This window comes from Vicinamibacteria bacterium, assembly GCA_035570235.1.
GTDB lineage: Bacteria > Acidobacteriota > Vicinamibacteria > Fen-336 > Fen-336 > DATMML01.
On the sequence record DATMML010000013.1, the window covers coordinates 20,313 to 45,173 of the forward strand.

Here is a 24,861-nt window from a genome sequence, read left to right on the forward strand (position 1 = left end):
AATCCTCTGTGTGGGGGAGGCTCGATGCCCACGAACCTAGCCATTGACGACCAGTTGCTCGAGGAAGCCCTCCGGGTTGGAGGGCGTCGCACGAAGCGCGAGACGGTGAATGAGGCTTTGACCGAGTACGTAAGAAGGCGTAAGCGCCGCAACTTCGTGAAGCTCTTCGGAACGATCGACTTTCGAACCGACTGGGATTACAAGAAGGCGCGACAGCGTTCGTGATACTCCTCGATACCAGCGTCGTATCAGCGATCCTGCGACGCCGCCGAAAGGGTGAGGGGGAGCAGGTCTTGGCCCGGAAGGTTGACGAGTTGCTGCGGAGCGACGAGCAAGTGGCCCTTCCGGGAATCGTTCTCCAGGAGCTGCTGAGTGGAATCGCGGAGCGGTCGCAGTACGAGAAGGTACTCACAGGAGTGCGGGAAAGCTTTTCCGTCGTTCTGGCCACCGAGGGTGATCACCTGAAAGCAGCTGACATCGTCAACACCGCATCCGCCAAAGGCATTGCGTTCACCACTCCGGATGCCCTCATCGCCGCTCAGGCGCTGAACCGTCGGGCCGCCCTGCTGACTACAGACGCCGATTTCGCCAAGCTGGCCAAGCTCGCTGGCCTCAAGCTTGCGTAGGGTACCCGGCCGGGGTTTGGCTCTTGGTCGACAACTGAGCCACTAAGGCCGGAAGAAGAGCCCCGCCCGGACGCGCAGGTCGTGCTCGGCCCTCCCCGTGAGGTAGTGATCGAGCACGAGCTGGTCGCCGGCCTCCAGGCGCGCTCCCACCCGGCCCAGGCTCAGCTTCAGCCCGGCTCCGAAGTTGAACGAGAAGTTGGTGCGCACGCGGTCGGGGGTGTCGAAGGAGATCCCGCCGAAGCCGGCCAAGAGGAACGGCCGGAGCTTCGCGCCCCCGAGGTGGTAGAGGAGGGCGGCGTCGTAGTCGAACGACGCTACCTTGTCCTCAACGGGCCGGATGGCCAGGAACGGGCAAGGCGCGCCGCCGAGGCAGCGGAAGGTGACCACGGTGCGCTGGGTCCGAGAGGGCTCCACTCCGAAGCCGACCTCCAGCTGGGCCTTGGCGCCGAGGTCGTATCCGAATCGAAACCCGAGGAGGAAGCCCACGCCCAAGGAAGCCGTCCGCGAGGTCTGGAAGTCGGGCGGCCGCAGGGGGGGAAAGGCCTCCGCAGGCGCCGGGCTCGGGCAGGCCAGGCAAATCGGGGTCCGGACGTCCTTCGTGACGTCGAGGAGCGACGCCCCGCCGAGGATCGTGACCTCGACCTTTCCTTCGGCGGCACTTGCGGCCGCGGTTACGAGCAGGGCGAGGACGAAGAGTCCGATGAGCCTTCGCACCCGCCCATCGTACCCGCTTCCGGGACTAGGCGGGCAGCCCGGCCTCGACGGGAGTGACCGCGGCCTGGTCCTGCTCCCCGGTGCGGATGCGGTAGACCTTCTCCACCGGGAGCACGAAGATCTTCCCGTCCCCCACCGCCCCCGTCTGTCCCGCGGCCAGGATCGCTCCCACCGTAGGCTCGACGAAGTGATCGGAGACGCCGATCTCCAGCCGCACCTTCTCGCTCAGCTCCATCTTGACCGTGGTGCCCCGGTAGGTCTCAACCCGGTCCATCTCTCCCCCATGGCCTTGCACACGGCTGATGGTGAGGCCCCGCACCTCCGCCCGGTAAAGAGCCTCCAGCACCTCGTTCAGCTTCTCGGGACGGACGACGGCCACCACCAACTTCATGCGCGGCCTCCCTCGGCCTTTAGGCGGCCCGCCAGGACCCCTGCCGGGGCCGGGCTTTCCGCCGTGAACTCGGACAGGATCAGGATGGCGCCCTCGTCTCGGGCATAGGCCTCCTCGCCATGCTGGCTCACGTCGAGGCCCAGGCCCTCCTCCCGGGTGGCCACCTTAAGGGGCACAACGAAGCTCAGCAACTTGAGGAGGCCCGCGGTCAGGACGCCGCTGAAGGCGATGGTCACGACCACGGCCAGGAGCTGAACGAGGAACTGCTTCGGGTTTCCGAAGAGCAGGCCGTCGGCGGTGCCGTTCCACGACTTCTGGGCGAGGAGGCCGGTCAGGAGCGCCCCCATCGTGCCCCCCAGTCCGTGGGCCGCCACCACGTCGAGCGAGTCGTCCAGACGCGTCCGCGCCCGCCACAGAAGCGCGAAATAGCTGGGCAGGGCGGAGATCCCGCCGAGCACGATGGCGGACATGGGGCTCACGAAGCCCGCGGCGGGGGTGACGGCCACCAGGCCCACCACGATGGCGGTGGCGGCGCCCACCGCCGTGGCCTTGCCCGTCCGCCGCAGGTCCAGGAGCGTCCAGACGCAGAGGGTGGCGGCCGGGGCCAGCATGGTGTTCACAAAGGCGAGGGCGGCCGAGGCGTTGGCGGCGAGAGCGCTCCCGCCGTTGAACCCGAACCAGCCGAACCAGAGGAGGCCCGCCCCCAGGAGGGTGAAGGGGACGTTGTGGGGAAGGATGGCTTGGCGGGCGTAGTCCTTGCGGGGGCCCAAGATCATAGCCGCCACCAAGGCCGCTACCCCCGCGTTGATGTGCACGACCGTGCCGCCCGCGAAGTCGAGCGCGCCCATTCCCCCCAGCCAGCCCCCTCCCCAAACCCAGTGAGCGATGGGGGAGTAAACGAGGAGAGACCAGATGGTGATGAAGGCCAGATAGGCGGAGAAGCGCATCCGCTCCACAATGGCTCCCGAAACCAGGGCGGCGGTGATGATCGCGAAGGTTGCCTGGTAGGCCATGAAGAGCAGGTGGGGGATTGTGCCCTGGGGTTCGAGCCCGACGCCCTGAAGGAAGGCCCGGCCCACCCCTCCCAGCCAAGGTGTGCCCGGGCTGAAGGCCAGGGAATAGCCGAGGACCACCCAGGCCAGACCCACAAAGCCGAGGGCGGACACGCTCATCATCAGGGTGTTGAGCGCATTCTTGGAGCGCACGAGCCCCCCGTAGAAGAAACCCAGGGCCGGGGTCATGAGAAGGACAAGCGCGGTCGAGACCATCATCCAGGCGGTGTCGGCGGCGTTCATGAGGGCACCCCCGCCCGCTTCCGACTCGCCGCTCCCCAACCCTGCTCACACAGCTGAAGCATGCTTCTCCCTCCTGAGACTCCTAACCAGTTCGAAGACGAGCAAAAAGCATGCGCGGGCGGCTCCCTAGAGTCCACCCACGCAACTAATAGTAAGACAAGAAGTTATCGACTTCTAGGTCCGTGAGGAGGCCGCACCCCCCGCCCCACACTTTCGTGGTATTCCCAACAATTCAACGACAGAAGTGTAGCCTTCGGCGACGCTCAGCCCTTGAAGCGGGCGGTGTCGATCCCGTGCTTGCGCACGCTGTAGGCCACGATGCGCTCCGTGGAGTCCAGAAGCCGCGCCGCCTTGGCCTTGTTCCCCCGCGCGCTCTTCAGGGCGTCGATGATGAGGTCCTTTTCGTAGCTGGCTAGGGCCTCGTCGAGCGAACGCCGGGGCAGGGTCCCCGAGACCTCCGCCGTCTGGAGGGTGGGCGGCAGGTGGTGGGCGTGGATGACGCCTCCCTCGCAGACCAGCACCGCCCGCTCGATGCAATTCTCCAGCTCGCGCACGTTCCCCGGCCAGTGGTAACTCATGAGCATGTCGATGGCGGTGGTGGCGATGCGCCGCACGTCCTTGCCGTGGGTAGCCGCGTATTTCTCCACGAAGTGATCGGCGAGGAGCGGGATGTCGGGCTTGCGCTCGCGCAGGGGGGGCATGTAGACGCTGAAGACGTTGAGGCGATAGTAGAGATCCTCGCGGAACGACCCTTCCTTGACCGCGGTCTCGAGGTCCTTGTTCGTGGCCGCCACCACTCGCACATTCACCTTCACCGGCTGCACGCCGCCCAGGCGCTCGAACTCCCGCTCCTGCAGGACGCGCAGCAGCTTGACCTGGGTGGAGCCCGAGAGCTCGCCCACCTCGTCCAGGAAGAGGGTGCCGCTATGGGCCAGCTCAAAGCGGCCCTTCTTCTGGGAGCGCGCGTCGGTGAAGGCCCCCGGCTCGTAGCCGAAGAGCTCGGACTCGATCAGGCTCTCGGGGAGGGCCCCGCAGCTCACCTTCACGAATGGCTTCTTGGCTCGGGGCGAGCTGTAATGGATGGCGTGGGCCACCAGCTCCTTGCCCGTGCCCGACTCGCCGCGGATCAGCACGGTGGTGGTGGTGCCCGCCACCTGCGCCACCTGCTCGTACACCTGCTGCATGGTCCGGCTGCTGCCCACGATGTTACGGAGGTCGTAGCGCTCCTGCAGCTCCTGGCGCAGCTTCGTGTTCTCATCCAGCAGGCGGCGACGCTCCCCTTCGATGAGCTTGTGGACCCGCACCGCCTGGCCGATCATGGAGCCCACGATCCCGTAGAACTTGGCCTCCTGGTCATAGTGGCGTTCCTCGTGGTAGGGCAGGGCCACGCCCAGGGCGCCCACCGTGCGGGTGTCGACCTTGATGGGGACGCAGACGAAGGAGAGCTCCCCCCGCCCCGACTTCTTGAAGACCCCGGTGCGGTTCAGAAAGAGGGGCTCGCGGCTCACCTTAGGCACCACCACCGGCTTGCCGCTCTGGACCACACGCCCGGTAATGCCCTCCCCCACCTGATAGCGGGCGGCACGGGCGGACCCCGCCACGCCGGTGGCCGCTTCCACCGCCAGCTCTCCTCCGCCCTCCTCCCGGAGAACGATGTTTCCGGAGAGGGTGCCGTGACTCTCCTCCAGGATCTCGAGCACGCGGCTCAGAGAGGACCTCAAGTTCAAGGTGGAGCCGAGGGTCTGGCTGACTTCCAGGAGATCCGAGAGCTTGCGGATGTCGGCGGGCGGGGGCATGGGCGTTGCGTCCCCATTATTGCACTTTACAGAAGTGATGCTCCCCAACCGGGGAGCGACAGGAATGTCTGCGACCCTCAGCGCCCCCGCGATCCCGGGGAGCCGAGTCCCAGCCGGCCCTTCCCGCCGGGGGCGGAGAAGCCCCAATAGGGCGAGGAGGAAACGCCGGAGGCCGTCGCCGAGCGGGCTTGGGTGAGGGCCTTGAAGAAGCCCTGGGCCATGAGGTCGTACCCAAGGTCGTTGGGGTGGACATCGCCCAGGGGACCATCCGCGAAGAATCGGCTCAGGTCTCCGCCCTGGGCCAAAAAGACCGCGTTCAGGTCGGCCAAGAGCGCCCCCTCCTGGAAGGCCAGGGCCTTGATGCCCGGGTTGATTTGGTTGATCCACAGGTTCTCGCTCGGGTTCACGGCGGGGTTGGTGGGGATGAGCGTGGCCAGCACGGGGAGGCTCTGGCTGGCCTTCACCTGGTCCACGATCGAGCGGAGGGAATCGAGGGTGTAGCAGTTCGCGATGGGGCCCACCTGGCAGGACTGGTCGTTAAAGTCGTTGGTCCCGTAGTGGATGAGGGTGTACGCGGGCCGATTCCGGCCCAAGCGGCCGGGGATGCGGTTCGCTCCGTCCTTGCTGAACGTCCCGTCCTTGCCTTCGTTGTTCACCTGGGCCCGGCCAAGGTAGGGCCCGAGCAGGTTCTGCAGACGCACGCGGTAACCATTGCCGTCGCTCGACCCGAGGCCATTGGTGATGCTGTCCCCGAAGGCCATGTAGACGTTGGGCTGGTTCGTGCCGATGGGAAGGACTACGGGCAGATTCACGACCCCGGTCTGCGGAACCTGGACGCCCACGGGAGGGCCGGGCACGAAGAACATGGGAAGGCTCTCGGTGCGGATGGCCACGGATTGGCTCCCCGCCTTCACGCCCATGACCACGGCCTGGCCCGTGGCGGCGGCGGTCTTGGCGGAGCCGACGCCCTGCACCACCACGTCCACCTGGGGCAGGCGCACCACCTCGGTCGGATCCAGCACCCCGTTGGCGTTCTCGTCGTAGAAGACGACGGCCGTCACCGGGTAGGTGGGCTCGCTCGGGGGAGAGGGCTGGGTCGGGGGACCGCCCGTGCCGCCGCAGCCGACGAAGCAAAGCTGGGCGAGGGCCAGCAGGGCGGGCCGTCGACGCACCATGGGGTGAACAGAGTACCACAGCGGGCGCCGCCCGCGGGGGGATTGGCCGCTTCGCCGGCGAGCGCGAGAGGAGCCCGGCCCGCCTCCACTCGTCACGCGACCCGTTCCGTCCACGGGGCGCGAACGTCTTCTCTTTGCCGCGCGCAGAACAGCATTCGGCGGGGGGAAGCGCGGCTCAGGCGCCGGCCGGCGCCTTGGCGCCACGCAGGACGAGGTGGGCCGGGCGTTCCGGGATGGGCAGCAGGCGTACCCCCACGTCGTAGCTGGGGTGCAACCGGCCCGGAGCTGGTTCCACCCGCACCACCTCTCCCCGCAGGCCCACCCGGGGAGAGTCGGCAGGGCGGATGACCAGGCTGACCATGCTCCCCACCGGCACCGGCCTCTTGAGGGTCATGAGCAGGCCCCCCTCGGAGACGTTCTTGATCCGGGCCGCGGCGCGCGGGCCGGGAGCCCCCAGGGTGACGGAGTGGTGGGCGGGCACGCGCAGGTGGCGCCGGCGCTCCCCCCGGATGAGGGTGATCCTGTTCTTTCCCGCCGCCTTGGCGCGATAGAGGCCCTCGTCCGCCTTCACGATCAGGTCCGCGGGGGTGCCCGCGTCGTCGGGGTAGGTGGCCACCCCCCCCGAGATGGTCACCTTCGGGACCACCTTCGCGCGGCGGAAGCGCTCTTCGATTCGGCGCCGGACCCGCTCCGCCACCACGTAGGCCCCGGTGCCGGAGGTCTCCGGCAGGATGACCGCGAACTCCTCCCCTCCGTAGCGCGCGGACAGATCGATCTCGCGCACGCTGTCCCGGATGATGGCGGCGGAGCGGGCCAGGATCCGATCTCCCTCCACGTGACCCCGGCTGTCGTTGACGCGCTTGAAGTCGTCGAGGTCGAAGAGGGCGAGAGAGGTCTTCAGATCGTGGCGCTTGGAGCGCATTATCTCCTGGCGCAGAGCCTGCAGGAAGTAGCTGTGGTTGAACAAGCCGGTCAGGCCATCCGTCACCGCCGAGCGCTCGGTGCGCGCGTAGCTGGAGATCTCGATGACCTTGGGGTTCTTGAGCTCGCGGTCGATGTTGAGGAAGTAGTCGAGCAGGGCCACCCGCAGCCCGGCGTCACGGCCGAGCCGGATGCGCAGCTGCTCGCGGTGGCTCTGCAGCCGCCGCCAGTGGCGCTGGGCCTCCGTCTCCGAGAAGTTCAGATGGGTGAGGATGTTGAGGATCGACGAGTAGAGGGGCGTGCCCCGGGCCCGCTGCTGATCCAGCTCCGCCAGCAACTCCTCCTCGTGGGGGGGGCCGGCTTCCAAGGCATCGAGCAGCGCCTGCCGGAAGGTCGAGGGATCGACCGGGGTCTTCAAGCCTTACCACCTTTTTTCGCGGGGCCGAGAACGCCAGACTGTATGATAGGAGTCGTCCGTTTGTCCAGCCCTCGGAGGTACCCCTTGAGCCCAGTCCTGGCCGCCCTCCTAGGTCTCCTCGCCGCCGTCAGTGCTCCCCCGGCCGAGATCTACTTCGAGCAGGCCACCCTCACGAGCACCGACGGCAAGGCGGGCGGCCCCGGGGTTCAGTCGAGGGTCTGGTGCTCCGGCAAGCGCATGCGGCTGGAAGCGGGAGACGCTCCCGCGGGCCCCGCCTTCCTGCTCCGCCTCGACACCGGAAAGGCCTATCGGCTCGACCCCGAGCAGAAGGTAGCGGTGGTCATCGACGTGGAACGGCTGCGGGCCCGTTCCCAACTGGACCTCTCCATGGCGGGGGACCTGATGGGGGGGGCGGACAACGGGCGGGTCCGCACCGCCGCCCTCGCCACGACCAAGACCATCGCCGGGCAGCCCTGCCACGGCTACCGCATCACCGCCCCCTCGGTGGTGATGGAGCTCTACGTGACCGAGGCCATCCCCGTCGGGGTGGGTGCGTTCGCGGATTTTCTGGAATGGTCCGGGGCCAACCAGTCGCTGGGGCCGCTGCTCACGGAGATCCGGCAGCTCCCCGGCTTCCCCATGCAGACGCGGTCACGAATCACGGTCGTCGGCCGGGTGCACGAGACCTCCTCAACCATCACCCGGATCCTGGTGGGCCCCCAGCCCCGCGAGCAGTTCGAGGTCCCCCCGGGCTATCGCCTGATCCCGGAAACGCCCGCGCCCTGAACCGGGCTTCGCGCAAGGAGATCGCCATGGCAATCCTCTTCTCCATCATCGGCAACGCGGTGGCGCTCTTCGCGACCACCATCGTCCCCGGGATCCGCTTCAACGGGGACTGGCTGCACCTCTTGCTGGCGGGGGCGCTCTTCGGCCTCTTCAACCTGATCGTGCGGCCGATTGCCTTGTTCCTCTCCATCCCCGTCCTCATCCTGACCATGGGCCTGTTCTACTTCGTCCTGAACGGGATCCTGCTCTGGGTGGCGGCTCAGTTCTTCCTGCCCGGCTACCACGTCTCGGGCATCGTGTCCGGAATCCTGGGCAGCCTGGTCATCACGGTGGTGAACTGGGCCCTGCACGCGATCTTCGGGCGGAGGTAGGAGCCCTTAGACGCGGCGGGCGATGGCCTCCGCGATCTCGGTGGTGCCCACGCTGCCCCCCAGATCGCGGGTGAGTCCCTTGCCCTCGCTTAGCACCGCGAGCACGGCCGCGCGCACCCGCTGGGCGGCCTTCAACTCCCCCAGGTGCTCCAGCATCATGACCCCGGAGAAGATCAGGGCCATGGGGTTGGCCTGATTGCGCCCCGCGATGTCGGGGGCGCTGCCGTGCACGGCCTCGAAGACCGCCGCCCTCTCCCCCACGTTCGCCCCCGGGGTCATGCCCAGCCCGCCCACGAAGCCCGCGCAGAGATCGGACACGATGTCGCCGTAGAGGTTCTCGAGGAGGAGGATGTCGAAGCGGGTGGGGTCGAGCACCAGCTGCATGCAGCAGTTGTCCACGATGATCTCGTCGTAGGTCACTCTTGGAAACTCGCGAGACACGAGCCGGCAGCAGTCCAGGAAGAGGCCGTCGGAGAGCTTCATGATGTTGGCCTTGTGGACCGCGGTCACCCGCTTACGGCCGTGCTTCTGCGCATGCTCGAAGGCGAACAAGGCGATGCGCGTGGAAGCCCTCTCCGTGATGATCTTGATCGACTCCACCACCCCCGGCACCACCACGTGCTCGATCCCGCTGTAGAGGTCTTCCGTGTTCTCGCGGACCACGATCAGATCCACCCCGTCGTAACGGCTCTTGACCCCGGGGAGGGTCTTCACCGGCCGCAGGTTCGCGTAGAGGTCCAGGGTCTTCCGGAGCTCCACGTTGACGGAGCGGTGGCCCTTCCCCACCGGAGTCTCCGTGGGCCCCTTGAGAGCCACGCGATTGCGACGGATGGAGTCGAGGACGCGCGCAGGCAGCGGGCTGCCGTGCTCGCCCACCGCGCACGCCCCCGCCTGCTCCGTCTCCCACTCCAAGTCGAGGCCCGTAGCGGAGAGGACGCGCACCGCGGCCGCCGCCACCTCCGGTCCGATACCGTCTCCCGGGATCAGGGTGATGCGGTGGCCCATATCAAGCCACCATGTCGTCCTGCAGGAGCCGCAGGACCTCGTCCGTTGTCGCCGCCCGCTTCAGGATCTTGAGATCCTCGAGGCTGATCTTGCCCCGGGCGAGCAGGGTGTTGCGCATCCAGGACAGCAGGCCGTCCCAGTAGCCATCGTCCCCGGCCAGGATGACGGGGAAGGGCTTCACCTTGCGGGTCTGGATGAGGGTCACCGCCTCGAACAGCTCATCCAAGGTGCCGAAGCCGCCGGGGAGGATCACGAAGGCCTTGCTGTACTTCACGAACATCACCTTCCTCACGAAGAAGTATCGGAAGGAGACGGTGGTTGTGAGGTAGGCGTTGGGCCGCTCCTCGTGGGGGAGCTCGATGGCGAGGCCGACCGACTCGCCCCCTGCCTCGAGGGCCCCCTTGTTCGTGGCCTCCATGTCCCCGGGGCCGCCCCCCGTGATCACGGTGTGGCCGGCGCGGGCCAGGGCCTGGCCCAGCTCCTCGGCCCAGCGGTACTCCTCGCTCCCCGGCTGGCTCCGGGCGGAGCCGAATACCGTGACCGCCCGGGGCACCTGGGAGAGCGTCTCAAACCCCTCCACGAACTCCGCCATGATGCGGAAGATCCGCCAGGTGTCCTTGACCGCGAAGTCCAGAAGGTACGGCCGTTGCTCCAAGCTCCACTCCCACAAGGGATTCCGCGATGATAGGCGACGCCGCCCTCGGAAATCAAACCCCGTTCCGGGAACCCTTTTCCGCCGCCGGGCGTTAACGGGGTGGGTGGCTGGCTACCCGCCGGCCAGGGAGGGCGCATGAGAGGGGGGGGCATTCTCGGGGTGGTGCTGGCCGCGGGCCTGGGCACGGCCTGCTTCGTGGAGGTCCATAAGGTGTCGGACCCGCGGGCGGCCTTTGAAAAGGCGAGGGCCGAGGCCCAGCGCTATCAGGGCCGGCCCGGTCCGGGGCACGAGCTGAACGTCCTCGCCTACGATGGCCACGACGGCGAGCTGGTCCAGGTCTCCCTCCCCCTCTGGCTCGTGCGTAAGATCGACCGCGAGGGAGGGGACCTCGAGCTGGACGGTTCGGAGGGGCGCGTGAAGGAGCATCTGCGACGCCACTTGCGGCTCCGGGACATCGAGAAAGCCGGGCTCGGCGTCTTGGTGGAGGTGGAGGAGGAAGAGAGCGGCGACCAAGTCCTCGTCTGGCTGCGCTGAAGGGTGCGGTCATGGTCCAATGGAGCCGAGCACGAAGGGAGAGCGGGTGCGTTCCCCGGGAGGGCTCCCGAGTCGATGGAGCGGTCAGCGGGCGACGACCGGCCCCTCTCCGACCGGGACCTCATGGTCCGGCTGGCCGCGGGGGACCGCGAGGCCCTGCCCCCGCTCATGGAGAGGCACTACCGGCGCTTGTACCGGATCGCGCTGGCCTACCTGCGGAACCCCGATGATGCGCTCGACGCCGTGCAGGAGACTTTCGTGAAGGCCTTTCAGAATGCGGTCCGGTGGGACAGGGCGTCCGAGGTCGGCCCCTGGCTCTCGCGGATCGCCGTGAACCACGCGATCGACCGCTACCGGAGGGAGAAGCGGCGGCGGCAGACCTTGACCCCTTTCGATGACGAGGCCCGCGAGCTGCCGTCCACGGACCAGCCCTCGCCGGAAAGGACGGCCCTCGGCCGGGAGCTGGGGGTGAGGATCGCGGCCGCCCTGCGCGCCCTGCCCGAGAGGCAGAGGGCGGTGTTCGTCCTGCGCCACTACGAGGAGCACACCCTCGAGGAGATCGCAGGAGTCCTAGGGCTCAGCCTGGGGACGGTCAAGAGCAGCCTGCACCGGGCCATCAGGCGGCTGCGCGAGCGGCTGGCGGGCTTGAGCGCATGATGTTCGAGCACCTGCGGGCGCGTCGCCGGCTCCCCCTCCTGGCGGCCGGGGTCTTGGACGGCCCCGCCCGCGGGGCCACCCTCGCCCACGTGGCTTCCTGCTCCTCCTGCCGGGGAGAGCTCGACGAGTTGGGAGCCGTCCTCCGCCTCCTCGCCTCGGATCTCAAGCCCGCCGAGCCTCCGCTCTCCTTGTCCCTGCTCGTGGCCCGGGTGGGGTCCCGCCTGGACGAGCTGGACCGTGGCCCCGGGACGGTTCGACCCCGGCCCTGGGTGGTCGCGTCCTGGGCGGGGGCGGCCGCCGTGGTGGCGGCGGTGGCGGCTGTGGTCTTCCTCCTTCCGGGGCGTCCCCGGGGCGGGAACGAGCGTCCGCTCGTCTCCGAGGACACGCTCCAGCGGCTCGAGCGTAACGTGGCCCGCGAGCAGGCCGCGCGCTACCTGGGCGAGGCGCAGGACGTGCTGGTGAGCGTGGCCGCCGCCCCGCCCCCCTGCGACCGCGAGAAGGTGGACATGGGGGAGGCCTCCGAGCGAAGCCGCAAGCTTCTGACCCGAGGGGCTCTGCTCGTGGACCCGGAGGGGCCGGCGGTGGCGAGCGCCCGTCCTGTGCTGAATGACGTCGAGCAGGCGCTCAGGCAAGTGGCCGCGCTCGAGTCCTGCGTGAGGGCGCGGGACGTACAGAGAGTTCGGGAGGACCTGGCGCGGCGTCAGCTCCTTATGAAGATCCGGCTCATGAAGCGGGAGCTCGAGGGATGAAGGCGCCCCGCCCCGCCCTCGCCCTCCTCCTGCTCGTCCTCGTGGCCGCGGCCCCCGCCCACGCCCAGGTGGACGCGGAACGGCTGCGGGCCGCCAAGACGCTCTTCTTCGACCGCAAGTACGCGGAGGCGCGCCAGGCCTGGGCCACGCTCGCGGAGGTCAAGGGCCCCGATGCGGAAGCCGCCGTCTTCTGGATGGCCCGCTGCAGCGAGAACCTGGGCGAATCCGCCCGGGCCCTGGCCGAGTACACCGCCTACCTGGACCGCCGGCCTGCGGACCGCGCGCTGTCTCAGGAAGCGCGCACGAGCCGGGTGGGCCTCGCCGCCCGGCTCTACAAAGGGGGGGAGAAGGGGCACCTACCCATCCTCAAGGAGGCGTTGGGCGATCCGAGCAAGACCGTGCGCTACTACGCCGCCTTTCAGCTCGGGGGGCTGGGCCCGGACGTGGGCCAGCCCGCGGTCCCCGTGCTCAAGCGCATCTTGGAGGAAGAGAAGGACGAGGACCTCGTCGAGCGCGCCAAGCTCTACCTCCTGCGGCTCGACCCCGGGGCCTTGACCCGGGCGCGCCCGGTTCCGGGCCTCGGCGAGGCGGGCTGGCTCCGCGTGCGCATCTACAGCCGCGGCCAGTCCCGGCCCGAGGTCTCCATCAACCTGCCCATGGCCCTGGCGGAGATGGTCTTCAAGAGCCTCCCCGACGAGGTGCGGACCGAGCTCGGACATCGGGGATATGAGGCCGGCAAGTTCTGGGAACAGCTCAAGAAGCTGCGGCCGGCCGAGATTTTGAGCATCGAGGGCAAGGACGGTGACCGGGTCCAGATCTGGATCGAGTGAGAGGGAGGAGGAGATCACATGTCTATGGTGCGGTTGGGTAGAGTGCTCGTGGCGGTGGGGGCCGCGCTCATCCTGGGAGGGGCGGTTGCCGCCGACGATGATCTGGCCGTGGTGAAGCGAGCCACCACCGGGGAAGCCCAAGCGGCTCCGGAGGGGGAAAAGGCGGGGCCGGCGCCGAAGGGCAACGCGGCCGCGCCCCAGTGGCTGAAGGTCAGGATCGTGGAAAAGAACGGCAAGAAGTCGCGGGTCTCGGTCAACGTGCCGCTGGCCCTCGTTCATGCCCTCGGCGACGAGTGCCCCATCGATTGGCACTTGAAGGCGGGCCGTCAGGGGGAGACTCGGAAGGTTCGCTTGTCCGAGGTGCTCAAGGCCTTGCAGTCCGGCCAGGACATCGTGCAGATCGAGGACGAGGAAGCCACGGTCAAGGTCTGGGTGGAGTAGACTAAAAGACGACAGCCCTGTCCCCGAGACGCAACGAATACCGAGGACGCGCTTGGCCTAAAGTGTTGACAGGCTTGAGACTGGACCGTGGGAACGGCCCTTGCAGCCTCTCGGGTATGGACGACGTTCAGGAGGTGCTCTCATGACGATCACGACCCTTGCTGGAGCCGTGGTCCTTTCCGCCGCTCTCGCCGCCCCGGCCTTGGCCGAGGCCGGCGATTACTACTATGCCCGCCCCTACGGGGCGTATTACGCCGCCCCCTATCGGGTCCACCGATACGGGTACTATGGGCCCTACGGGTACTACGCTTACCCGTACCGCTACTACCGCCGGGCCTACGTACCGCCGCCGCGCCCGTTCTACGCGTACCGCAACCCCCGGCCCCGATTTCACTTCGGCGTCTGGTGGTAGTCGGGCCGCGCAGGGGTCACGAGGCCGGCGCGTAGTAGCCGAGCTTGTGGCGGATCTGTAGGTCGTCCCGCTCCGGGGTGCGGACGACGATCCTCCGCCATTTGCCGTCCTTCCGCCGGTTGGAGGAGACGTAGCCGAGCGAGTACTGGGTTCGGAGTTCCTCCGCGATGCGGTCGTAGACGGTGTCCAGCTCCGAGAGCGAGTTGGGAAAATGGACCTGGCCGCCGGTCTCGCGGGCGAGGGCGGTGAGCAGGTACTCGGCCTGGCTGAAGGCCTGGCGGGCACGGTCCTGCGGCCGGTTGGGGCGCAGGCTGATGCAGTAGACATTGATCTCGGTCTTACGGGCCAGGTCCAGGACCTGCTCGTCGCTCACCAGGGAGGCCGTGTCCTCGCCGTCCGTGAGCAGCACGACCGCCCGCCGCCGCAGCTCCCCCGCCTTCTTCTGCTTGCCCAGGTCCTTGAGGGCGATGTAGATCGTGTTGTGCAGCGCGGTGGGGCCCGAGGCCGAGGTACTGTTGATGGCCTTCTCCAGGAGGGCATGGTCGGACGTGAAGTCCTGGAGCACGGTGGCCCGGTCGTTGAACTGGACAACCTGCGCGCTGTCCTGGGGGCGGAGGGTCTTGATGAAACGGATGGCCGCCTGCCGCGCGGCGGGCAGCTTTTCGTCCATGGAGGCGGAGACGTCTATTAGGAGGGCCAGGGAGATGGGCAGGTTCTCGTGGGTGAAGAGAGAGAGGTCCTGGCGCACCCCGTCTTCGAACACCGCGAAGTCCCCCTCCTTGAGGTCGGTCACGTAGCGGTTGCGGCCATCGGTCACGGAGATGTTCAGGTTGATGACCTCGATTCCGACCTGGAAGGTGGGGGGCTGGGGGATCGTCTGCGCGGAAAGGGTGGCGGCCAGGATCAGGGCGGCCGAAGCAAAGCGGAGCCGCATTGGGTCAGCTGTGGTCGACGGTGGCGGGGCCGATCCGCACGCGCACCCCGGGCCGGGAAACCTTCACTTCTAGTTTCCGCTCCTTGATCTCGGGCACGGTCGCGTAGCGCAGCCGGTACTGGCCGCGCAGCGCCGCGCCCACCCTCTCCAGGGCGTGGCCAACGGCCAGGGAGGTGAGCACGGTCTCGTAGACCCCGCCCGTCTTCCGCGTCAGCTCGCCCAGGACATAGTCGTACCTGGCCAGACTCTCGAAACTCTCCCCCCCCTCGTCGATCTTGACCGCCATGAAAAGGGGCGCGTTGGCCAACGCCTGCTCCACGACCCGGAAGCGGTCCCGGCTGCTGAACTCGATGCCGATCTTGGTCACCGCCACTACCGCCGACCGCTCGCCTTCCTTCTTCTTGAGGTCCGCCGAGGCCTCCACGAGCGCGTCGAGGACCGTGTTCCCGCCCTGGGGTGGCACCCGCTTCAGAGCCTGCGACGCCTCCAAGGGGTCGGAGGTGTAGTCCACGAGCTTCAATGGCCGATCACCCGTGGTCCAGAGGGCGTATTTCGACCCCGAGGGCAGTCCCATGAGGAAAGCCACCAGCGGCTCCAGCACCTGCATCCGCAAGTCCGAATTCATGTTGGCGCTGGTGTCCAGGAGGACGGCGACGGTGAGGGGCCGGCGGTCGGGAAGGAGTCCCACGATGTCGCGGGCCAGGCCGTTTTCCAACACCACCACTTCCTCCGGGGAGAGCCCCTCGGCGGGCCGGCCCTTCTCGTCCGTGATGGTGACGAGGAGGGAGCGGACCATGGCCTGCTCCGTGCTCGCCGGGGGAGCCCCGGCCTGGGCCAGGAAGAGGCCGGCCCACAGTGCTAAGGACATCGTCTCACGACCTTTCTTGCGTCCTCCCCGCCCCCGCTCCTATCATCCACTATAGGTTCCGCCGTCCACCGCCGTCAACGCAGGAGGACTGGCCGTGCCCGTTCGGGCCGCCGTCATCACCGTCAGCGACGCCGCCTCCCGGGGCGAGCGGGAGGACGTCTCCGGGCGCGAGGCATGCCGCATCCTGCGCGAGGCGGGGCTCGAGGTGGAGGGTGCGCTCGTTGTCCCCGACGAACGCCCGCTGATCGCGGAGAGGATCCGGGCCGCGGCCCAGGGTTGCCGGCTCGTGATCACGACCGGCGGCACCGGCCTCGGCCCCCGCGACGTCACACCCGAGGCCACCCGCGACGTGCTGGACCGCGAGGCCCCCGGCCTCTCCGAGCTGATCCGAGCCCACGGCCTCAAGAAAACGCCCTTGGCGGCGCTCTCGCGGGGAGTGTGCGGGCTGGTCGGCTCGTGCCTGGTGGTGAACCTGCCCGGGAGCCCCCGGGGCGTGCGCGAGGGACTCGAGGTCCTGGCCCCCCTCCTCCCCCACGCCCTCGACCTCGTGCAGGGGAAGACGGACCACCCGGCTTGACGCCCCCGGGCCCCTTCTATAAGATCCAGCCGCTCTTGGACGCCACGCCGATCCGTTCCCGAGCCGGCCGCTTCCTGCCGGCGGAGCGCCGATGAAGTTCATCTACCTCATCCCCCTCCTGCCCCTCCTCGGTTTCTTGGTCAACCTCACCCTGGGCCGGCGCCTGGGCGGGAAAGCCCACGGAGAGACTGCCGGCCATGCCCATGGGGGCCCCTCGCCGATCATCGGCCTCGTGGCCTGCGGCACGGTGGCGCTCGCCTTCCTGTTCTCTCTCTACGCCGTCTTAGAGGCCCGGGGCGCCCCCGAGCACACGCTCGTGGAGACCCTCTGGGAGTGGATCCCCGCCGTTCCCGCCACCGGGGTCGCGACCCCCTTCCGGGTGGATTGGGCCTACCAGGTGGACCCCCTCTCCTCCGTCATGATCCTGGTCGTGACCTTCGTGGGCTTCCTTATCCACGTCTACTCGGTCGGCTACATGGGCCACGATCCCGGCTACGCCCGCTTCATGTCCTACCTGAACCTGTTCATGTTCGCGATGCTGACCCTGGTCCTGGGCGCGAATTACCTGGTTCTGTTCGTGGGCTGGGAGGGGGTCGGCCTTTGCTCGTACCTCCTGATCGGGTTCTGGTTCGAGAAGCAGAGCGCCTCCGATGCGGGCAAGAAGGCGTTCATCGTGAACCGCATCGGAGACGCGGGCTTTCTCCTCGGGGTGTTCCTGATCTTCGTCACTTTCGGGAGCCTGGACTTCCGGACCGTCATGGCCGCGGCCGCCCGCCTCCCTGTCGACCAGGCCTGGGGCGGGACCCTGACCGTGATCGGCCTCTGCCTGTTCGTGGGCGCCTGCGGCAAGAGCGCGCAGATCCCGCTCTACGTCTGGCTCCCCGACGCCATGGAGGGCCCCACCCCGGTGAGCGCCCTAATCCACGCCGCCACCATGGTGACGGCGGGGGTCTACATGGTCGCGCGGTCCTCGACCCTCTATGCCCACGCGCCCCGTGCCCTCCTGGTGGTGGCGTTGGTGGGGGCGGCGACCGCGGTCTTCGCGGCCTCCATCGGCCTGGTCCAGAACGACATCAAGCGGGTGCTGGCCTATTCCACGGTGAGCCAGCTCGGGTACATGTTCTTGGCCTGCGGGGTGGGCGCCTTCGCGGCTGGGATCTTCCACCTCATGACCCATGCCTTCTTCAAGGCGCTTCTCTTCCTGGGCTCGGGTTCGGTGATCCACGCCCTGGCCGGCGAACAGGACCTCCGGAAGATGGGCGGGCTCAAGGACCGGCTGCCCGTCACCCACATCACCATGTTCATCGCGTGCCTGGCCATCGCGGGGGTGCCCTTCCTGGCCGGGTTCTTTTCGAAGGACGAGATCCTGTATTCCGCCTTCAAGATCGGCGGCTACGGGCGGGTCGTCTGGGCGGTGGGCCTTCTGACCGCGGGGATGACGGCCTTCTATATGTTCCGCCTCTTCTACCTGACCTTCCACGGAACCTTCCGCGGGAGCCCCGAACAGGCCAGCCATGCGCACGAGTCGCCATTTTCGATGACGATCCCGCTCATGGTCCTGGCCGGAGGCTCGATTCTCGCCGGATACCTGGGCATGCCCGCGGTGACGGGTCTGCCCAACCTCCTCGAGGGCTTCCTGGAGCCCGTCTTAGCACCCGCCCACCATGCCCTGGGGGAGGTCTTCCGGGCGCAGGAGCACGGCCCGGGCATGGAATGGGTGCTGATGGGAGCGAGCATCGCCGTCGCCCTCATCGGAATTTTCGCCGGGCGCAGCTTTTACAAGGTTCGTCCCCAGATCGCGGATGGCCTGGCCGCCACCTTCGCCGGCGCCCACCGCCTGCTCACGAACAAGTACTACGTGGATGAGATCTACGGGGCCCTCTTCGTGCGCGGCGTGGCCCTGGGCGGCGGCCACGCGCTCCACGGCGTTGATCGCTACGTGGTGGACGGAGGGGACGGCGAGGTGCGCCCCGGCTTGGGCGTGAACGGGATCGCCTGGGCCACCCGCGACATCGTGGCCGGCTTCTCCGACCTCTGGGACCGGCATGTGGTGGACCGCCTCGTGAACCTGACCGCGGCCGTCCTCGACAACACGAGCTACCTCTTGCGGGCAGTTCAAGACGGCCTCGTACAGCACTACGCGTTGAGCATGCTCATCGGCGTCTTCCTCTTGATCGCGGCCGGCCGGTTCGTTCTCGGCCTCTACTAGGAGCCGTAGAGATGGACTTCTGGCGAGCGCATCTCCTCTCCATCATCACCTACACCCCTCTCCTGGGGGTCGCCCTCCTCCTCTTCCCCTATTTCCGGGGGAAGGACCAGGCGGTGCGGTGGCTGGCCAACGGTGTGGGCCTCTTGGGATTCCTGGTCAGCCTGCCCCTCTGGTTCTGGTTCGACCGGGGCGGCCCCGGGTTCCAGTTCGTCGAGAAGGGGGACTGGATCCCCTCTATCGGCGTCCACTATTTCTTTGGCGTGGACGGGGTGAGCACGCTCCTCATCCTGCTCACGACCCTGCTCGGGTTCATCGCCATCCTGTCTTCCTGGACCGCGATCACGGACCGCGTGCGCCAGTACTACATCTTCCTCCTCCTCCTCCAGACCGGGATGCTGGGCGTGTTCTGCGCGCTCGACATGTTCCTCTTCTACGTCTTCTGGGAGGTCATGCTCGTCCCCATGTACTTCCTGATCGGGATCTGGGGGGGCGCTCGCCGGCTGTACGCGGCCATCAAGTTCTTCCTCTACACGCTGGTGGGCTCGGTGGTGATGCTGCTGGGTATCCTGGCCCTGTACTTCCACTCCCGTAAGCTGCCCGCCTTCGCCGCCAGTGGTACCTTCGACTACACGCAGTGGCTGGCCATGGGCATCCCCCCCGACCTGCAGTACTGGGTCTTCCTGGCCTTCTTCCTGGGCTTCGCCATCAAGGTCCCCATGTTCCCCTTCCACACCTGGCTCCCAGACGCCCACGTGGAGGCCCCCACCGCGGGCTCCGTGATCCTGGCCGGGGTGCTACTGAAGATGGGCACGTACGGCTTCGTGCGCTTCTCGCTCCCCTTGCTGCCCCAGGCCACCCTGCAGGCCGTGCCCTGGATGGTCACGCTCTCCATCATCGGCATCGTCTACGCGGCTCTCGTGACCCTCGTTCAGAAGGACATGAAGAGGCTCATCGCGTACTCCTCGGTCAGCCACCTGGGGTTCGTGATGCTGGGCATGTTCGCCCTAAACCCCCTCGGTCTCGAGGGGAGCGTCCTCCAGATGGTGAACCACGGCCTCTCCACGGGCGGGCTGTTCCTGATCGTGGGGCTCGTCTACGAGCGGCGCCACACCAAGGAGATCGCCCAGTTCGGGGGCCTGGCCCACGTGATGCCTCTCTACGCCACCTTCACCCTCATCATTTTCCTGGCCTCCCTGGGCCTACCCCTCCTGAACGGCTTCATCGGGGAGTTCATGATCCTGCAGGGGGCCTACGCCGCGAACCCGGTCTGGGCTTACTGGGCGGTCTCGGGGGTTGTCCTGGGGGCCGCCTACCTGCTCTGGCTCTACCAGAGGGTGTTCTGGGGGAAGGTCAGCAACGACGAGAACGCCCACCTCAAGGACCTGAACGCCCGTGAGCTGGCCACCCTCCTGCCCCTGGTGGTCCTCTGCTTCGTGATCGGCGTGTACCCGAAGCCATTCCTGGAATTCCTGCACGCGCCCATGGCCCGCGTGGCCGCCATTGTCCAGCCCGGAAAATTCGGCCCGGGGGTGGCGCAGGCGGCCAGCCCCCTGCCCGTCACGCCCGTGGTCGAGCCGACCGTCATCCCCGAGACGGCGGGCCCGGGCCGGCCCTGAGGGTTCAAGCTGCGCGCTGTCGACACGGGAAAACGCGTGTCTCCGGCAGCTCCGGCGGGTTCCAGGGAGGTCCTTCGGGGAGCTGGGACGGCCATGAGCCTCTCTGCGGTATCCTGCTGAAGCTCTAGAGCTAACGCCGTCTTGCGCCTCCCGGCGGGCTGTGATAGCCTCCCCCGCTGTTGTTCGCTCGACGGCCCTCTGTGCAGGGGGCAGTTTGACGCCGGACAAGAAGGACGGGGATCGGGGAGACTGGGCGCGCGCTCTCAGGGACGTGGCGCCCTATCTCGGGATGGGGACGGCCCTGGCCGTCACCGTCCTTCTGGGGCTCGCCGGCGGCTACTGGCTGGATGGCCAGTTTGGGACCAGGCCGCTGTTCTTTCTCCTGGGCGGAGCGTTTGGCTTGTTCGCGGCGCTATACCACTTCTACAAGACAGTGACGGACCTTAACCGGTGAGTCTCGGCAGATACACGCTCGTCGTCCTCGCCCTCCTCGGCGCTGGGCTGGGGACGGCTTGGCTGCCCCTGCTGCGCGGCCTCGAGCCCCGCGCGCGCTGGGCGGCCCTCTTGGGCGGCGCCCTGGCCGCGCTCAACGCCATCACCGCCTATTTCCTCGTTCTCTGGTCGGCCTCGCGGCCGACGGGAGCATTCCTGAGGGCCATCCTCGGGGGCATGGTCGGCCGAATGGCCTTGATGCTAGCGGCGGTGGTGGGGGCGGTTCTGGGCCTGGGCCTGCCCAGCGTCCCTCTGACCGTCTCCCTGCTCGCCTGCTTCGTGCCATTCCTGGTCCTGGAACTGACCGTTCTCCACAAGCGGGCGACGGCGGCTCCATGATGAGCCTGCTCCTCGCCCTCCAAGCCGCGGGTCCGGAAGCGGAGCCCGCCGCCGCCGGCGCGCATGAGGGGCCGGCCGCGATCCTCATGCACCACGTGCTCGACCAGCGGCTGGCCCACGTCGTGATCGGCCCCCTGGACCTGGGTCCTACCAAGCACCTCCTCTTCTTCCTGGCCGTGGGCGTCCTCCTGGTGGCCCTCATGAGATGGACCCTGGCCAGCTACCGGGACGGCATCCCCCGGGGGATCGCCGCCTTCGTGGAGATCCTCGTGATCTACATCCGCGACGAGGTCGCGGAGAAGAACATCGGCCACGGGGAGGGACGGAAGTTCACTCCCTTGCTCCTGAGCTTCTTCTTCTTCATCCTTGCCGCAGCCCTTTTCGGTCTGCTGCCGTTTTCCGCCACCGCCACCGGCAACCTGAGCGTGACCTTGGGCCTGGCCCTGGTGGCCTTTCTGGCCATGCAGTACGCCGGCATCTCCAAGTACGGCGTTGTCCACCACTTCGCGGGCATGGTGCCACCCGGGCTTCCCGTCTGGCTCATCCCCATCATGATCCCGGTGGAGATCCTGGGGGTACTCTCCAAGCCCTTCGCACTGATGATCCGCTTGTTCGCGAACATGCTGGCCGGGCACATGGTGATCACGGCCCTCCTGCTCCTGATCCCCCTCATGTCCGTGATCAGCACCGCTTTCGGCGTGGCCATGATCCCGGTGTCGGTGGGCCTCGCCCTCTTCATCGATCTGCTCGAGATCCTGGTCGCTTTCATCCAGGCCTACATCTTCACGCTGCTCACCGCTATCTTCATCGGGATGTACGCGCATCCCGCGCATTGATCCCACGGAGAAACAACAGAACTCTCAGGAGGAACTAAGGACATGGATCCCAAGGCTCTGGCGTACTTCGCGGCCGGCATTGGCGCCGGACTCACCATCATGGGGGGAGGGGCGGGGATCGGCCGCCTCGCCGCCGCCGCCCTGGAGGGCATTGCCCGCCAGCCCAACGCCGCCGCCGACATCCGCGCGGCCATGATCGTGGCCGCCGGTCTGATCGAGGGGGTGACGTTCTTCTCCTTGATCGTGGCCATCCTTCTGGCCATCAAGTAGGCCACGATGATGGCAGCCGCCGTTCTCCTGCTCGCCGCCCCCGAGGGCGGGGGCGGGGGCCTGACCGACATCAACCTCGGCCTGACCATCTGGACGGGAGTGGTCTTCCTGCTCTTCGCCATCGTGCTCGCAAAGTTCGCGTGGCGGCCGCTGCTTGACCTGATCGAGCTTCGGGAGCGGACGGTGCGCGAACAGGTGCAGGGCGCGGAGAAGGCCCACCACGAGGCCGAGGCCCTGCTGACCCAACAGAAGGAGATGCTGCGGGAGGCGGGGCGCGAGCGGGAGGAGATGATCCGGCGGGCCCTCAAGGAGGTGGAGCAGATCCGGGCCGACCTCGTGGCCAAGGCCCGGGCGGAGGCCGAGCACATCCTAGCGCGGGCCCAGGAACGCATCGAGCGGGACACGAGCGCCGCCCTGCTCGAGCTCCGGGCCCAGGTGGCGGACATCGCGGTGGAGGCGGCGGGCCGCATCGTGAAATCCTCCCTGACCCCCGAGGTCCAGAAGAAGCTGGTGAAGGACTACATCGACACCCTGCCGCGAGCTTAGAGGGGGGGGAGAGAGCCAGGCATGTCTGAGGTCGGCACGATCTTCAAGGGCCTGTGCAAGCTCTTCCAGAAGGGGAAGGTCAAGACCGCGCGGACGTTCTATTTCTCCCTGGGCGACGACGAGAAATGGACGGTGTCTCTCACGGGGGAGAAGTGCGAGGTCAAGGCCGGGAAGCCGGATGAGGACGCGGACTGTTTCTTCAAGGCCACGGAGCAGATGTTCCTGGATGTCTGGAACGGGCAGTACACCCCCTCCGCCAAGGACTTCCTGACCGGCGCCATCAAGAGCAACAACCCCCTCCTCCTGAAGGAGTTCATAGCCGCCTTTCGCAAGTAGGCAGGACGGGCGGGGGCACGGCGCGCCTTCCCCCGCTAAGCGGCTCCGCTTCAGCGCTTCATGGTCATGGGGTCCCGCAGGGGCAGGGTCGTGACCCGGCCCCCGGGGGCCAGGGCCACGAGCTTCACGGGATGGCCGGGATCCCCGTGGTCGATCTCTTTCTGGTCTCCTACCACCAGGATGACGAACTTCTCGGGCCGGAGATATGCCCGGGCGACGCGCCGGACGTCGCCCGCGGTCACGGCCTTGATCCGATCGCGGTAGGTCGCCCAGTAACCGGGATCCCGGTGCGTGTACTCGTCGGAGGCGAAGATCGCCATGGCCTGGGCCGGGGAGGCGAAGCTGGAGGGGAAGGTCTCGATCAGGCTCTTCTGGATCGTGTCCAGCTCCTCCTTCTCCACCGGGGCCTCCCGGATCTTCCGAATCTCCTCCAGCACGAGGCTCGTGGCCCAGGCCACGGTGGGGCTCTTGGACTGGAAGGCAGCCCGGAAGCGGCCCGGGTAGTAGACGCCGAACGAGATGGCGGAGCCGGCGTCGTAGGCCAGGCCCTCGTCGGAGCGGACGGTCTTGGTGATGCGGGAGGTGAAGCCGCTCCCCCCCAGGATCTCGTTCATGACCTCGAGCGCGTAGACGTCGGGGTCGTCGCGCTTCACGGTAGGCAGGCCGATGGAGACCCGCCCCTGGTTCACGTCCTTTCCGACCCGGTAGAGGCCGGGGAGGGCGGGGGAGATCGTGGCCGGCACGGGGGGCACCACGGGCGGCGACCCCGGCCAGTGCGCGAAGGCCGCCTCCAGCTTGGCGATCATCTCCGCCCGGGAGAACGCACCCGAGACCGCGGCCACCATGCCCGCGGGGTGGAAGTACTTACGGTGAAAGGCCACGAGGTCGTCGCGGGTCACGGCCTTGACGGAGGCTTCGGTCGGGAAGCGGTTCGTGAAATGCCCGTCTCCGTTCAGGAGCACGCTCCATTCCCGCTCCTCGATGTCGCCGGAATCGTCGTTCCGCTTCCTCATGGCCTGCAGCTCCTGCTCCTTGGCCAGGGCCAGGCGGTCCTCCTGGAAGCGCGGCTCCTTGAGCATCTCCACGAAGGGGCGCAGGGCCTCGTCCAGGTTGTCGGACAGGCAGTTGAGGCTGGCCGAACCCGCGGTGGGCCCGATCCCGGTCCCGACCTGCGCGGCCAAGAGGTCCAGCTTCTCGTCGAGCTCCTGGGCGGTGAGGCTCTTGGTTCCCCCCCTCCGAATCAGGGAGCCGGTGAGGGCGGCCAAGCCCTCCTTGCCCGCAGGCTCCAGGTAGCTCCCCGTGCGTATGGTGAGGGAGATGGTGACGAGGGGCAGGGTCCGGTCCTCGGCGATGAACACCACCATCCCGTTGCCGAGCACGACGCGGTGGGGCGCGGCCGCGGGGGGTGTGAAGACAAGGGGCGGGAAGGTCAGCTTGTCCGGGTGGTCGGGGATGGTCTGGGGGGCCGCGGCCAGGGCGGCGGAGATCAAGAGGCTCGGAGTCCACGCGCTCATTGCGGTGCGCTCCCTGGAGCGGCGGAGTTCGCGGCGCCGCCGCCCTCCTTGCGGAGAAAGATGCCCACCGTCCGGTTCGCCCGGGTGAGGTACGCCCCCGCCACCCGGCGAAGGTCGTCGGCGGTGACGGCGTCCGCCCGCGCGGCCGCGTTGTTGATGTAGGCCCAGTCCCCCAGGCCGTCGTAGACCAGGAGTTGGATGGTGATGTAGGAGGGGCTGGACAGCCGCCGGTAAGCGTTGGCCTTGAATTGGTTCTTGACCTTCTGCAGCTCGGCCGCGGGCAGGGGCTCCTGCTGGAGCTTCCCGAGCTCCTCGTAGACCGCGGCCTCCACCGCCGCCGGCTCCTGTCCGTCCTTGACCACGCACTCCACCTCGAAGATGCCCGCGTACTTTCGGGGGTCGACGGAAGCTGAGACCTCGTTTGCGATGCGTCGCCCGAGCACGAGCCCCTTGTACAGGCGGCCGGTGCGCCCGCTGAGGACGTCGCTCAGGAGGTCCAGGGCGGAGGCGTCCTTGTGGACGAAGGGGACGCCCTTCCACCAGATGCG

The 24,861-nt window shown here is 67.9% G+C and carries 31 protein-coding genes; 19 read left to right on the top strand and 12 right to left on the bottom strand.

The window, feature by feature from the left end; all coding sequences use genetic code 11:
- Positions 1–24: 24 nt before the first annotated feature.
- Positions 25–225, top strand: a complete 201-nt coding sequence (locus tag VN461_02090; GenBank protein HXB53540.1) for a type II toxin-antitoxin system VapB family antitoxin — start codon at positions 25–27, stop codon at positions 223–225.
- Positions 222–626 carry a PIN domain-containing protein gene (locus VN461_02095; protein HXB53541.1) on the top strand — a complete coding sequence of 135 codons (405 nt, stop codon included), beginning with the start codon at positions 222–224 and terminating at the stop codon, positions 624–626. The genes VN461_02090 and VN461_02095 overlap by 4 nt, the downstream gene beginning before the upstream one ends.
- Positions 627–668: 42 nt before the next feature.
- Here the strand turns inward: VN461_02095 and VN461_02100 are convergent, their stop codons facing one another.
- From VN461_02100 to VN461_02125, 6 genes are all read right to left on the bottom strand, one after another.
- On the bottom strand, positions 669–1,340 hold the full coding sequence (locus tag VN461_02100; GenBank protein HXB53542.1) for a hypothetical protein: 672 nt from the start codon (positions 1,338–1,340) through the stop codon (positions 669–671).
- 25 nt (positions 1,341–1,365) lie between these two features.
- Complete coding sequence (locus VN461_02105; protein HXB53543.1) at positions 1,366–1,731, bottom strand: P-II family nitrogen regulator; 366 nt, start codon at positions 1,729–1,731, stop codon at positions 1,366–1,368.
- A complete protein-coding gene (locus tag VN461_02110) occupies positions 1,728–3,026 on the bottom strand; it encodes an ammonium transporter (protein HXB53544.1) in 1,299 nt (432 codons plus the stop codon). The genes VN461_02105 and VN461_02110 overlap by 4 nt, the downstream gene beginning before the upstream one ends.
- Positions 3,027–3,289: 263 nt before the next feature.
- Positions 3,290–4,822 carry a sigma 54-interacting transcriptional regulator gene (locus VN461_02115; GenBank protein HXB53545.1) on the bottom strand — a complete coding sequence of 511 codons (1,533 nt, stop codon included), beginning with the start codon at positions 4,820–4,822 and terminating at the stop codon, positions 3,290–3,292.
- Positions 4,823–4,899: 77 nt separating this feature from the next.
- Positions 4,900–5,997, bottom strand: coding sequence for an SGNH/GDSL hydrolase family protein (locus tag VN461_02120; protein HXB53546.1), 1,098 nt, complete (start codon positions 5,995–5,997; stop codon positions 4,900–4,902).
- Positions 5,998–6,172: 175 nt separating this feature from the next.
- Positions 6,173–7,336 (bottom strand): diguanylate cyclase, encoded by a 1,164-nt coding sequence (locus tag VN461_02125; protein HXB53547.1) that lies wholly within the window; start codon positions 7,334–7,336, stop codon positions 6,173–6,175.
- Positions 7,337–7,420: 84 nt separating this feature from the next.
- On the opposite strand from VN461_02125, the gene VN461_02130 reads away from it, so the two are divergent.
- Complete coding sequence (locus tag VN461_02130) at positions 7,421–8,122, top strand: DUF4412 domain-containing protein (GenBank protein ID HXB53548.1); 702 nt, start codon at positions 7,421–7,423, stop codon at positions 8,120–8,122.
- 26 nt (positions 8,123–8,148) lie between these two features.
- Complete coding sequence (locus VN461_02135; protein ID HXB53549.1) at positions 8,149–8,493, top strand: phage holin family protein; 345 nt, start codon at positions 8,149–8,151, stop codon at positions 8,491–8,493.
- A gap of 6 nt (positions 8,494–8,499) precedes the next feature.
- Here the strand turns inward: VN461_02135 and VN461_02140 are convergent, their stop codons facing one another.
- Positions 8,500–9,498: an isocitrate/isopropylmalate dehydrogenase family protein gene (locus VN461_02140; protein HXB53550.1), complete on the bottom strand. Its 999-nt coding sequence runs from the start codon at positions 9,496–9,498 to the stop codon at positions 8,500–8,502.
- Between the two features lies 1 nt (position 9,499).
- Positions 9,500–10,090, bottom strand: a complete 591-nt coding sequence (locus VN461_02145; GenBank protein HXB53551.1) for a TIGR00730 family Rossman fold protein — start codon at positions 10,088–10,090, stop codon at positions 9,500–9,502.
- A gap of 198 nt (positions 10,091–10,288) precedes the next feature.
- Here VN461_02145 and VN461_02150 point away from each other — a divergent pair, with 198 nt between their 5' ends.
- The 6 genes from VN461_02150 to VN461_02175 all read left to right on the top strand — a co-directional run bounded on the left by VN461_02150 (position 10,289) and on the right by VN461_02175 (position 13,776).
- Positions 10,289–10,687: a hypothetical protein gene (locus VN461_02150; protein ID HXB53552.1), complete on the top strand. Its 399-nt coding sequence runs from the start codon at positions 10,289–10,291 to the stop codon at positions 10,685–10,687.
- Between the two features lie 75 nt (positions 10,688–10,762).
- A complete protein-coding gene (locus tag VN461_02155; GenBank protein ID HXB53553.1) occupies positions 10,763–11,344 on the top strand; it encodes an RNA polymerase sigma factor in 582 nt (193 codons plus the stop codon).
- A complete protein-coding gene (locus tag VN461_02160; GenBank protein ID HXB53554.1) occupies positions 11,341–12,093 on the top strand; it encodes a hypothetical protein in 753 nt (250 codons plus the stop codon). The genes VN461_02155 and VN461_02160 overlap by 4 nt, the downstream gene beginning before the upstream one ends.
- Entirely contained in the window at positions 12,090–12,923 is an 834-nt protein-coding gene (locus VN461_02165) for a hypothetical protein (protein HXB53555.1), read from the top strand. Before VN461_02160 ends, VN461_02165 begins: the two co-directional genes overlap by 4 nt.
- Before the next feature lie 18 nt (positions 12,924–12,941).
- The gene (locus VN461_02170; protein ID HXB53556.1) at positions 12,942–13,364 is read left to right on the top strand and encodes a hypothetical protein; all 423 of its coding nucleotides are present in this window, start codon (positions 12,942–12,944) and stop codon (positions 13,362–13,364) included.
- Between the two features lie 142 nt (positions 13,365–13,506).
- Positions 13,507–13,776, top strand: coding sequence for a hypothetical protein (locus VN461_02175; GenBank protein ID HXB53557.1), 270 nt, complete (start codon positions 13,507–13,509; stop codon positions 13,774–13,776).
- Positions 13,777–13,792: 16 nt separating this feature from the next.
- On the opposite strand, the gene VN461_02180 is transcribed toward VN461_02175, so the two are convergent.
- Both VN461_02180 and VN461_02185 read right to left on the bottom strand, forming a co-directional pair.
- The gene (locus VN461_02180) at positions 13,793–14,710 is read right to left on the bottom strand and encodes a VWA domain-containing protein (protein HXB53558.1); all 918 of its coding nucleotides are present in this window, start codon (positions 14,708–14,710) and stop codon (positions 13,793–13,795) included.
- Positions 14,711–14,714: 4 nt separating this feature from the next.
- Positions 14,715–15,578 carry a VWA domain-containing protein gene (locus VN461_02185; GenBank protein ID HXB53559.1) on the bottom strand — a complete coding sequence of 288 codons (864 nt, stop codon included), beginning with the start codon at positions 15,576–15,578 and terminating at the stop codon, positions 14,715–14,717.
- Positions 15,579–15,666: 88 nt separating this feature from the next.
- Between VN461_02185 and VN461_02190 the strand changes: the two genes are divergently transcribed.
- From VN461_02190 to VN461_02230, 9 genes are all read left to right on the top strand, one after another.
- Positions 15,667–16,155, top strand: a complete 489-nt coding sequence (locus tag VN461_02190; protein HXB53560.1) for a MogA/MoaB family molybdenum cofactor biosynthesis protein — start codon at positions 15,667–15,669, stop codon at positions 16,153–16,155.
- A gap of 91 nt (positions 16,156–16,246) precedes the next feature.
- On the top strand, positions 16,247–18,364 hold the full coding sequence (nuoL, locus tag VN461_02195) for an NADH-quinone oxidoreductase subunit L (protein HXB53561.1): 2,118 nt from the start codon (positions 16,247–16,249) through the stop codon (positions 18,362–18,364).
- Positions 18,365–18,375: 11 nt separating this feature from the next.
- A complete protein-coding gene (locus VN461_02200) occupies positions 18,376–19,980 on the top strand; it encodes an NADH-quinone oxidoreductase subunit M (GenBank protein HXB53562.1) in 1,605 nt (534 codons plus the stop codon).
- Positions 19,981–20,194: 214 nt separating this feature from the next.
- Positions 20,195–20,434, top strand: coding sequence for an AtpZ/AtpI family protein (locus VN461_02205; protein ID HXB53563.1), 240 nt, complete (start codon positions 20,195–20,197; stop codon positions 20,432–20,434).
- Positions 20,431–20,811, top strand: coding sequence for a hypothetical protein (locus tag VN461_02210; GenBank protein ID HXB53564.1), 381 nt, complete (start codon positions 20,431–20,433; stop codon positions 20,809–20,811). The genes VN461_02205 and VN461_02210 overlap by 4 nt, the downstream gene beginning before the upstream one ends.
- Positions 20,808–21,647 (top strand): F0F1 ATP synthase subunit A, encoded by an 840-nt coding sequence (gene atpB, locus VN461_02215; GenBank protein HXB53565.1) that lies wholly within the window; start codon positions 20,808–20,810, stop codon positions 21,645–21,647. The genes VN461_02210 and atpB overlap by 4 nt, the downstream gene beginning before the upstream one ends.
- Before the next feature lie 42 nt (positions 21,648–21,689).
- Positions 21,690–21,917 carry an ATP synthase F0 subunit C gene (locus VN461_02220; GenBank protein HXB53566.1) on the top strand — a complete coding sequence of 76 codons (228 nt, stop codon included), beginning with the start codon at positions 21,690–21,692 and terminating at the stop codon, positions 21,915–21,917.
- 6 nt (positions 21,918–21,923) lie between these two features.
- Positions 21,924–22,463: a F0F1 ATP synthase subunit B gene (gene atpF / locus VN461_02225; GenBank protein ID HXB53567.1), complete on the top strand. Its 540-nt coding sequence runs from the start codon at positions 21,924–21,926 to the stop codon at positions 22,461–22,463.
- Between the two features lie 21 nt (positions 22,464–22,484).
- Positions 22,485–22,799: an SCP2 sterol-binding domain-containing protein gene (locus tag VN461_02230; protein ID HXB53568.1), complete on the top strand. Its 315-nt coding sequence runs from the start codon at positions 22,485–22,487 to the stop codon at positions 22,797–22,799.
- 50 nt (positions 22,800–22,849) lie between these two features.
- On the opposite strand, the gene VN461_02235 is transcribed toward VN461_02230, so the two are convergent.
- Positions 22,850–24,313 carry a pitrilysin family protein gene (locus VN461_02235; protein HXB53569.1) on the bottom strand — a complete coding sequence of 488 codons (1,464 nt, stop codon included), beginning with the start codon at positions 24,311–24,313 and terminating at the stop codon, positions 22,850–22,852.
- On the bottom strand, positions 24,310–24,861 hold a 552-nt coding region (locus VN461_02240), incomplete at its 5' end, for an insulinase family protein (GenBank protein ID HXB53570.1). The genes VN461_02235 and VN461_02240, both read right to left, overlap by 4 nt.